Genomic DNA, 10,331 nt, shown 5'->3' with positions numbered 1-10,331 from the left:
CATTTGCCTGGAATGGTGGCAGCAATGACTCCATTACCTGTATTAGGAGTCCCTATAATGAGCGCATCCTCAAAGCTACGTGGGCTAGATTCTCTGTTATCAATAGTACAAATGCCTGCTGGCGTGCCAGTCGCCACTTTAGCAGTCAACGGAGCCAAGAACGCTGGTATTTTAGCCTGTCAGATATTAGGACTAAACGACAGCTCAATTGCTAATAAGATTGAGCAATACAAGAGAAATTTAGAATTGGATGTGCTCAGAAGAGCTGCATTGTTGGACAAGCGTGGCCTTAAGCAGGTGTTAGAATATACACGCCTACTGGGAAAGTAATCAATTCTAATCATTACCGAAATATGTCTGCGTGACTCGGGGGGCAGGCATAATTCAAGCATCTATTAGGCTTCCTCCAAATCGATCCCTTCTAATTTTTTCATCAATGGCAGGTGTGCTCGCGGCTTCACTAATTATACTCAGAGCACGAGGGGTTCCCTTTCACCGATCTTGCTTTATTTAATGTTGGAAAAATGTCACGACGATTAGACTCAAAAAGTAAACTATCGCTAGAGCTTTTATAGCCTTTCCCAATGCCATTGCGATGATGAATTTGTTTAAATTGTACTTCTTAATTCCCGCGATAATTGGTATTATGTCTCCGCCAATAGGGATCCATGGTGAAATAAATATAAGTAGCCAACCATATCTCGCCAAAAGAGCGTAACCCGTTTGGCTCCGTTTATCATCAAATCGAGTAATCTTTCTTAATCTGTGTGAAACATGAACACCTGTGTACCCAATATAATATGCAACAAAACCTCCGATTATCGACCCCACGGTTAAAACGATAAAAATTCTGGTCTCATTTTCCTTGGCGGCTATGAGAGTTGCGGTAGTTATCTCTGTTGGTATAGGTATAAACGATGATAGCATACCGTTAAGAAAGAGCCCTAGCAACCCATATCTCGTGAAGAAAAGTGTGACTGAAGAGGGGAGTATAAGAAGCGAGTACAATATCATGATCAATAATTAGTACTTAGTTCCATAATTTGCTCATATGTGAGTATAAAACTTGATTCATTTAGCAATTCACAATCTCGGCTTGTTAAGCAGTATTCGAATCTCGGCTTGTTAAGCAGTATTCGATTATATAATAGCTTACTCTTCTAGCAAGTTCTATCGTACTTTATACCTAGTCCACACAAAATCCTTGGTAAACCTCAAACCGACAAATTATTCAAAGTACCTCGCAGCGTCTCAATCGCTTCTTACTTGCTTTTTAGCCTGTATATCCAACCCGGGAAAAATCAAGGACAGGAAGGCATGGTATCCTCTTTAAACTTTAAACTGGGTATCACAGAGTACAATTTTCTCCTGGCTATGTAGGATTATACTTAAGATTGGTCAGGCTACATTGAATAGGATAATGTTGGCAAATGCTTATACGTAGTTCTTAACAATTTTAATTATTCAGGGATCAATAGGAGTAAATGCGGTTCATGGCTGTACAAAGTAAACAACCAGTAACGACGGAAAAACTCAGGGAAATGGACAGGAAGCGCTGGCTAGTGAGATATTTAGTCCTTGCCAGTATAGGCATCATCCTTGGTATTAAAATCTATTTGATAGTTTATGTCGTTGATTTTACTGTTGGTTTTTACAGTGTTCTTACATCCGTTGTTTTATTTAATCTCTTTTTTCTATCTTGGGTAAAATTTCATGATCCGTTCACAGCAGTGAAAGATATAGTCATCCCTGAAGACAAAAAACCGCTGATTTCGATTATCGTACCTGTTAAGAATGAGGAAGGCAATATCAGAAATTGTGTAGAATCTTGCATAAACTCTTCCTATACCAACAAGGAAACGATCATCGTAAACGATGGAAGCACAGATGGAACTGCTGCAATACTGGATGAAATTAGGAAGGAAGTCGGTACGGAAGCGAAACTTCACATAATACACCTCTCAAAGAGCATAGGCAAAAAAGCTGCCATTGAAGCAGCGTCTCAAATCGCAAAAGGCGAAATTTATGTTATGATGGACAGTGACTGCGACCTGTACTATGATGCAGTCGACAACGCTGTTAAGATTTTTTATGCAGACCGTAGAATTGGTGCTGTCACGGGACATGCTCGGGTTAGGAATGCATCCAAAAACACATTATTAAAAATCGAAGACGTATGGTTTGATGGACAATTTAGGCTGCTAAAGGGAATGGAAACCGTATTTTCTTCGTTGACTTGTTGTTCTGGTGCCTTGTCAATATACAGACGGGAAGCTGTTCACGATTTCTTGTATACTTGGGCCCATGACCGCTTTTTAGGCATAGAGAATTTCAAATTTGCGACCGACAGAAGGCTCACGGCATATGTCCTTGGCGCCAAACCTGAGGACGTGTTGAAATCCCATAAAGAACCCTCAGAGCAAGGCGGTAATGCCAATATAAGCAAAAATGGGTATGAAAGTATCCCTATTCTCCAAACAGGTAACGATGATCTCAACAGCATGAAGTCTTCTGCGGATCCAGATCAAGATGACAAGACGAAGGATAAACGAAGGTATGCTTGGAAATTAGTGTACAGCCCAAGCGTCAGGGTTACTGCGGGTGTCCCCGCGACGTTTACTGACTTGGTACGCCAACAAATAAGATGGAGGAAGAGCTTTATCAGAAGTCTTCCAGCGACTGGTGGAATATATTGGAGAAGGCCATTTTATGCAGCTTTCATCTATTATCTAGTCTTGGGCCTTAAACTCACTCGACCGCTCATCGTTCTGAAAGTAATGGCACTCATTTTCTCCGGAGACTTGGGTACTGTAGTTTTCTACATTGCAGGATTATTATACACAGGGATGCTTTATGGGATTGATTCTAGGTTAAGAAACCCCGGGTATCCGTACTGGTTGTACCGACCACTATTCACTTTCATTTCAACATTCATTTTAAGCTGGTTAATATTTTATGCAGCCATCACAATCAAGAAAGAAGCGTGGAGATAACATCACAGATTATGAAGTTCGAATAAGCCATTAGGCTCTGTCGTTTACTCTCTGCTAGGGCCTACCTTGACATGCACTTAACCTTGTAGTTGTCAAGTTTGGAAACTCTATTTAATAGTTGAAAAAAATCGATTTTAATGCATTTTTGCAAGATGGTTGGAATAACCTCACATATCTGCCGGTTATTCGATCATCTTTTCCTTTAAATTGGCCTGTAATACTGTCATAGCTTTTAGAATAGTCTCCCTCCTTGAATCTTCAGTAATTGCTGCTCTGATATCTTCAGTTATCATTTTTGATATGTCGAGTTTTCTCCGTAATCCCGGCACTAGATTATCGTACACTCCTAGAACGTAAATAGCACTGTACAATTCTTGCATTAGATTGAAAACCCTTAGCACTTCATCCCTTTCTGAAGTCCGCATTCTGTCGTACACTAGTCTTTTCATCTCTCCAATTGCATCCAAAATGCCTGTTATGTATGAAGGGCCAGAAACATTGAGGCTATTTCTTGATGGAAGAGATGAACCATTACACACTGATTTTAGCATCGATGCTTCAACAAACTCTTGCTCCGCATCTGAAATGTATTTTTGTAGATCAGTTTGGGCAACCGGTCTAAACTCATCCAATAATTTGCGGGCCTCTTCTATCATCTTTTCTCCTTCTCCAAATTTTTGACGGTGCATAGATACAATAGATTTTCCGCACAAAAGGACAATCTTGCGGGTACCAGTAATTAGTTTCTCTCTCCTTTCTTCTATATTTTTCAATTGTTCATGTGTATTGTCAATAGAGTCTTGGATGTCTGCGATCATATCCAAATGTGGCTGTTTTCTCAATAAAGGCTTTGTTATTGGAGTATATGCTTTTTATGCCACTTATTAGTGGTGTATATGCTTCACATGGCACTTATTAGTTGTACTCATTTTGAGAATTCACATAAACGGCATTTGGAACCGTGGTAGCGTCAGTTTCTTGGATTTGTCAGGATAAATTGCGTATGTAGCACCACTATACATGCACTTGATTATCGGATACTCAGTTTTTTTAGAAAGTGCATCTGCAAGTAAGTAATGTTCAACAAGCTGCCGCGCTTCATAAATAATATTAGATTTCCTCTGCAACCTTCTTTTTTTCATAAATTTGAAAGCCAAGATAATGTGCCTCTTATCGTAATAACTAAACATTCGATCGATTAGGATACAGCGCTCAATCTGATCAGCAGGAACGTACAGAATATCACCCGTGCCTGATTTTGCCTCTATCGTCAACAACGTTCCTGTCTTGTTGTTAACAGCTACAATGTCGGGCAAACCTGTGCTCGATCCGCCCAAGCGCCTGGCATTCCACTCACCATTATTGAGTCTTTGGACTAATTTGTGCTCAAAACTATAGCCTCTGCTTCGTCTAATGTTCCCCAATTATCTTCATCTTAAGCACTAGTAAACAAATGTGGCCACATTTGTCTCCGAGTAAACGATGAATCACCTGACGTCCTATGAAATATTATACTCTTAATAAAGTATCTACGACCCAAAGATTGTGTGGTTGCAAACTTTCATTGACTCTTGTGTTTTCAGAGCTGTCCTTGTCTTTTTCACGTAACTTCGCAGGCGGCCAGTCGAATAGAAAATCTACCTATTAACTAATCGTTGTTAGCTTCGCCTTTTGTGACAAAGTTTGAGCCGCTATTGCAGAAATAATAGCTCCCAAATATAGTCCTGCACCGACAAGCATGTTTTCGTTAAAGCCTATTGTCATTGACAGTGTCGCAGCAAGGACAGTACCCACAACTGAAGCAACAATGTTCATGCCCCATAGCAAAGTTATATCTTGTCTTCTAGTACTAGTTAGTTGTAATTTTCCGTTATGTGTTTCGGTTCTTGACTGCCCCCAATAGGATGCCATTCTACTGATGGATGGAAACTGAAATCCCATTAGAAATCCGGCGGGAAAGAGCAGCAAGAAAGCTAAAGTAACTCTTTGCATTAACGAAAATACAATTGCATTGTCAATAATTGCTTGCAAAGTGAAATAATAAAGTAACACTATTCCGATCAAAGGAGGGATNATACGGATCCCTTTCAAAAAGTTTTCCACTCAAATAAGCACCAATTCCAGTTGATAGCAAGATCGAAAAGAGAATAACACTTAACGCCATTATAGGCGTTCCTAGCATTAACAAGAACTTTTGAATGAAAGTGATTTCTAAAAAAATAAAACCAAGTCCGATAAATATTGAAAATAATATGTGAAAACGAGAAGACGAACTTAACTTTATCTTGTTTGCCTTCGAATAATATACTAGAACTAAGCCAATCACAGCAGATACACCTAGTACTGTTTCGATCAGTAAAATCATCTGGCTTGGCATTTGCTCGTTTGCAAAAAAGAATGGCGAGTCATCAGTGGGAGGCATCATGAATCCAAGAGAGTCATAATTTACGTTTGACCTATAAGCGTCTAGTTTGGAGCCGTTGTTAATCTGTCCATCCGTGAATAATCTGTTATAAGGTGGCTGAACATAACCATAAGGCATTGCAATTATTTTTGCGTGGTCAGCTCTGACTCGCTCTTTTATTAAAGCTAGCTCAGAAGAAGAAAAAGGGCTATTTTTTATCATTAACAGAACTGGATAAAATGTTTTCTGTGGATTGGGACCAAATGTCAAACCTGGAGTGTCCTCTACAGCTACAATCTGCTTAGCTATGTCTATGTGACTTTTTTGCTGATCGTACTGTCTTAAAGCCTCTACGGCGAGGGGAATAAGCCTAGGCAATTCAGTGCTCCATCGTACCATAACTAGCTTTCCTTCTGGGCTGTTCAAATGGCCAAGATACTGTTTAAACGCCTCAACAGTATAAAGATAGTTTTCAGATAGTGCATAACCTCCGGCTAATTGCGCAGCCCAAGAGTCAACTAGTTTAATGACTATGGTGTCATATTTTGTATTAGTTGAACTGATAAATCTCCTCCCGTCATCTATAAACAATTTTACGTCCTTGCGGTCATACAAACTCCCTGCGGAGTTTCCCCCAAATTGTCTTACCGCTGATACTATTAGGGGGTTCAATTCCACCGCAGTTACATTCTTTGAACCTGCAGACAGAGCTACTAAAATGTCCTCGCCTCCACCGCTTCCTATAACTAATGTTTTACTCCCATTCATTCTAGATATTTCGTACGGTAGGAAGTCCATGTAGCCTTTCAACCAAGCTCTATCCGATTTTGACCCGTTCCATTTTAGTATAGGTGTCAGAGCATCTGCATCAATCAAGATTGAAGCCAGATCTTTAAAACCGGATTTATTGGGATCACCTACATGCTGCACAACATCAATTCTGGAAAATGAGTTCCATTCAGTGGCTGCGTCGTGGTATCGAGAAGAATTCGCTAAAATATAGCGCAGACCTTTATTAACTCCTGGTTCAATCGCCAATATATTTGAGTGCAAGTTGGCACTTAGTAATACCCCTGACACAACAAGTACTAGGACACCATAAAAAGCAGGCCTGAATTTTGAGCCGAGTTGGAATGGTTCTTTAACATTTCTTTTTAACAAGAATAATGTGCATGCGAAAAGGGCGGGAAGTGTACTTAGCGACCCAATCAAAATTATAACTGATTCTGCTCCAAGCCCGCGTATTAGAGGGTCTAAGATTAAAGTTGCCGCTGCTCCTCCTGCAAGATCGACAAAGTATAGTTTACTTATCTCACTTGGCATTGCAAGATAGATTAATGCCATTGAAACGCCAGCGAAGAAAAACGGAATGGATGATACTAAAAAGAACAAATAGATGAAAGATACATTGGGAGGTATGAGATGTCCCACCGTAAGCAAAAACAGAGGCAATGAGATAGCCAAAGCAATTGTAGATTGTATTATTTTGATCGGCAGGGATTCTTGTTTCATTTTATGTTTTGAAACATGAATAGCTAAGGCGCCAATTCCTAATCCAAAAAATGCGACTGATATAGCCATGAAAGCATAGTTATACCAAAGTATAATGGAATACATTCGAGTTAAAGTAAGTTCAAACAACAATACGCTTAGAGACAAAACGAAGAGAGATATAAAAAGAAAGGCAAGTAAATGGTTCATTTACATTTCAAATCTTGCAGAATATGCATCATATAGGTTTTCGCACTCAATCCCGTATAACTCTATATCTATCAATGAATTCTGTCTTCCTAGAACCTGTATTGCATCGTTTTCGAATCGATTAAGGGCGTGATAATCCTACTAGGAAAAAAAGAAATTGACAATGCCCATACCTATTTCGGGCTATCAGTTTGTGCACAGCTCTTAATTGCCAGCGAGCTTGAAGTTAGAATACCTCAAAACAATTGAGTCACGGTGTCAGTTACAATGCTTTCACTAATCTCGTCATTTTGTCCAAGTTGACTTCGAAGCCGAACCGGCTTTCCTCTCTTTTCATATTTCGATACATGCTCAGCAACAGCCGCATATGCTTTACCATATTTAATTTATTTTTCATTTTTAGCCTTACGATACGATATACGTCATCATAATATGCAAACTTTTTCAGAACTATTTTTGTGTACTTTTCAAAATCAAATTTCCCCGAGTCGCTTCCGTCTAATACTTCAAGGAAAATGTCGCAACAAATGAGTGATGGAATTATTCCCTCTCCCAACATTGGAAATACGCATCCGATTGACTCACCCACACCTACAATATTCCCGGAATGAAATGGCCGCATTCTCCTGGGTGGGGCAAGACGTATCGGCCTACCAATTTTTTTTACAATTCTAGCCTCAGGATGGTTACTTAGAAAGCTCTCAACTCCCTCATATTTTTTATCAATGTCTCCCGCACCCATGTACCCGCGGTTATTATCGAGCGGAAAGTACCAGAAATATCCTTTTGCCCTCATATAGCCGACAACGTAAAATTCATCCATGCCATGTACATTTTCTAGCAGATATTCATAAGCTGGAATCAAGAAATCTTCTGGGGCCCTTGGTAGCATTGTGCGATGCATACCAGTACAGTCAATAACATAATCATAACGGTCCGAACTGAAGTTCCCTGGAGTGCATTTTCGATTATATGTAACCTTCATGTCTCCCAGCAAATCATGTTCCCACTGCTGTTTGTTATATGTCACTAACCCCTTCAAATCTAAGTATTCTCTGACATGATTGGGCAGATCCATTCTAAGGGTCTTACCGACATGCAAAATATAATTTTCAAAATTAAGGCCGGCTTGGTTGGAAAAGCGGTTAAGCATGTTTTTGGATGCAGCCCAGGCACAAACAGCCCAGTGTTTATCTTCTGTAGAGGATTCAAATATTTCGATCTCATGGCCACGTCGTCGGAGCATGTGTCCCAAATAGCTTCCAGAAACCCCTGCTCCAACAATGGCCATTTTCAAGATGGAACTTTACCTGTTAGTTTGTTTATAACTCTTCTCGTTCACTGCACACTGCAAAATGCGATGAGAAAAGCCCAGAGTAATATTCAAGTGGAATATTTATTAATTGAGGATCATCGGTTATTCTCAACTTATGCTCAAAACTGGTGATGGAATTTGGTTTACTAATAGTTATAATATAGCATATCACTTAATTTACTCATTGTTAAGTTGCTCAATATCAATAAAGTAAAGAACGTTTCTTCACTTGGTTAAGCTTTGTCGACAGGAGCTTTAATTTACTATCAAAGGATTGAATATTTCGGCCACTACAAGCAATGTGGATCCAAAACTCATAATCTTCAGAGGAGAATTATCTTACATAAGAAAACTCAAGATCTGGGCATTAGTAGAAGGACTACTTATACTAATAGATAGTTACGATCAATAACGTAAATACATACTTATATTCAATAGACACGAATCTAGTATTTAGTACAAAGAGTAGGTTTGCATAAATAGTTTATCTCCGAGCCGTCTTCTGAATGAAACGAACTATAATGTCATACATGGTAGCGACAATCTTGTCTCTAACGGCAGTGATTGGCTTGGCAATTCAACCAACAGCTGAAATAGCACATGCACAGACAACTCCATCGACATCAGGGTCAGCATCAACCACTACAATAACTCCTATCACAAATCCAGCTTGCGGAGAAGTAGTACAAGGGAACGTTAACTTAACATCGAATCTAGTTTGCACTGGAGACGGCTTAATCATAGGAGCCGACAACACAGTCATTAACCTGAATGGATATACCATATCTGGTCCGGGGCAACAGAGCTCAAAGGTCGGAATAGTAGTTCCTGACAATGATAACGTAATAATAAATGGTGACGGGACCATCAAGGGCTTCCAGGCTGGCGTATTGGTAACCGGCGCGAACAGCGTGCAAATAAAACTGGTTGGCTTGACAGGAAACGAAATTGGATTGTTCTCAACAGGAGCGAAAGGAGTATCAATTTCACAAAGCACAATATGGAACAATAATTTGGGAGTAGCAATGCATTCTAGTGGCGGAGCAACGGTCATGTCTAATATGCTCAGTGGTAACACCCTAGCAGGTTTAACACTGGTAAATACAGACAAATCTATTATCTCTGCAAATAACGTGGAAGGCGGTCAGAATGGTCTATTCCTTGACGCGCAGAGTCATGACAATACGATTAACATGAATAACATACTCCACAACGTAATAGACCTCAACAATGCCAATGGACTAGCACCAAATATCAACGTCAATTCATTTGCAGACAACAACTGTATGGTCAGCAACCCAAGTGGGCTTTGTATAGGAAGATAAACAACACAGGGTTTAGTTGGGAGTAATATACGTAGCAACCCTCAACCTATTTTTTATTCATTCTTTGACTTTAGGCAATTTTAATTATCAGGCTTACTTTTTAAAACATCTGACGTGGAATCGCTCTTTTTAACTTTCTAACTGTACTTTCAGCTAGAATAGTAGGTCGAAAGTGATAAATTGGAGACAAATTCTCCTTTAATAATGAACAAAAAACGACAGACGAGCTACTTATTGCTGTTGTTATCGATAATTGCCATAACCGGCGGATTGTCGTTTGGTCACGCCCAGGGCTTATTACAAGAGGCTGGCCTAGTTTCTAAAGCAGTCGCCAGTACGGCTTCTAATCAAAGTGGTATTACTGGACTTTCGACATTCCTTCCTCCTGCACTAACCAAATCAATAATTAACGAAGTTCGAAATACGAATGCGACATCATTTGCCCTTCACAACGCACTAAATGCTACCACTTCAGCATTACATAAGACTCCAGGTACTAACGCTACAAGCGCAGCTGCTGGCATGAACAAGACTGCAGCTACTAACGCTACAAGCGCAGCTGCTGGCATGAACAAGACTGCAGCTACTAACGC

Annotated in this window: 10 protein-coding genes; 4 read left to right on the top strand and 6 right to left on the bottom strand. The window is 39.8% G+C overall.

The window, feature by feature from the left end; translation table 11 throughout:
- Positions 1-330, top strand: a 330-nt coding sequence (locus DYY65_RS11110; RefSeq protein WP_201449479.1) for an AIR carboxylase family protein, incomplete at its 5' end; no start/stop codon positions are given.
- 180 nt (positions 331-510) lie between these two features.
- Here the strand turns inward: DYY65_RS11110 and DYY65_RS11105 are convergent.
- Positions 511-927, bottom strand: a complete 417-nt coding sequence (locus DYY65_RS11105) for a YqaA family protein (protein WP_162478026.1) — start codon at positions 925-927, stop codon at positions 511-513.
- Positions 928-1,493: 566 nt separating this feature from the next.
- Between DYY65_RS11105 and DYY65_RS11100 the strand changes: the two genes are divergently transcribed.
- Positions 1,494-2,993, top strand: coding sequence for a glycosyltransferase family 2 protein (locus DYY65_RS11100; RefSeq protein ID WP_162478025.1), 1,500 nt, complete (start codon positions 1,494-1,496; stop codon positions 2,991-2,993).
- A 182-nt stretch (positions 2,994-3,175) separates the two neighbouring features.
- Here DYY65_RS11100 and DYY65_RS11095 read toward each other — a convergent pair whose 3' ends face one another.
- The 5 genes from DYY65_RS11095 to DYY65_RS11075 form a co-directional block, all read right to left on the bottom strand.
- Positions 3,176-3,835, bottom strand: coding sequence for an RNA-binding protein (locus DYY65_RS11095; RefSeq protein WP_162478024.1), 660 nt, complete (start codon positions 3,833-3,835; stop codon positions 3,176-3,178).
- Positions 3,836-3,931: 96 nt separating this feature from the next.
- Entirely contained in the window at positions 3,932-4,417 is a 486-nt protein-coding gene (locus tag DYY65_RS11090) for a resolvase (protein WP_162478023.1), read from the bottom strand.
- Between the two features lie 220 nt (positions 4,418-4,637).
- A complete protein-coding gene (locus tag DYY65_RS11085; RefSeq protein ID WP_236561808.1) occupies positions 4,638-4,934 on the bottom strand; it encodes a hypothetical protein in 297 nt (98 codons plus the stop codon).
- Positions 4,935-5,007: 73 nt separating this feature from the next.
- Positions 5,008-6,165, bottom strand: coding sequence for a hypothetical protein (locus DYY65_RS13160; RefSeq protein WP_441338331.1), 1,158 nt, complete (start codon positions 6,163-6,165; stop codon positions 5,008-5,010).
- Positions 6,166-7,360: 1,195 nt separating this feature from the next.
- Entirely contained in the window at positions 7,361-8,389 is a 1,029-nt protein-coding gene (locus DYY65_RS11075) for an NAD(P)/FAD-dependent oxidoreductase (protein WP_162478020.1), read from the bottom strand.
- Positions 8,390-8,919: 530 nt separating this feature from the next.
- Between DYY65_RS11075 and DYY65_RS11070 the strand changes: the two genes are divergently transcribed.
- On the top strand, positions 8,920-9,738 hold the full coding sequence (locus DYY65_RS11070; protein ID WP_201449478.1) for a NosD domain-containing protein: 819 nt from the start codon (positions 8,920-8,922) through the stop codon (positions 9,736-9,738).
- 204 nt (positions 9,739-9,942) lie between these two features.
- Positions 9,943-10,331 (top strand): hypothetical protein (locus tag DYY65_RS11065; RefSeq protein ID WP_201449477.1); only part of this gene is annotated, 389 nt, incomplete at its 3' end.

The sequence above is a fragment of the Nitrososphaera sp. AFS genome (assembly GCF_009898475.1).
Lineage (GTDB): Archaea > Thermoproteota > Nitrososphaeria > Nitrososphaerales > Nitrososphaeraceae > Nitrosopolaris.
The sequence above is the reverse complement of the archived record's forward strand: the minus strand, read 5'-3'. Positions and strand labels throughout refer to the sequence as shown.

Bases quoted from the DNA above. Each gene is read 5' to 3' on its own strand.
- DYY65_RS11105 (WP_162478026.1), bottom strand. From the start codon at position 927: ATGCTATCATCGTTTATACCTATACCAACAGAGATAACTACCGCAACT.
- DYY65_RS11100 (WP_162478025.1), top strand. From the start codon at position 1,494: ATGGCTGTACAAAGTAAACAACCAGTAACGACGGAAAAACTCAGGGAA.
- DYY65_RS11085 (WP_236561808.1), bottom strand. From the start codon at position 4,934: ATGGGATTTCAGTTTCCATCCATCAGTAGAATGGCATCCTATTGGGGG.
- DYY65_RS11075 (WP_162478020.1), bottom strand. From the start codon at position 8,389: ATGGCCATTGTTGGAGCAGGGGTTTCTGGAAGCTATTTGGGACACATG.
- DYY65_RS11070 (WP_201449478.1), top strand. From the start codon at position 8,920: ATGAAACGAACTATAATGTCATACATGGTAGCGACAATCTTGTCTCTA.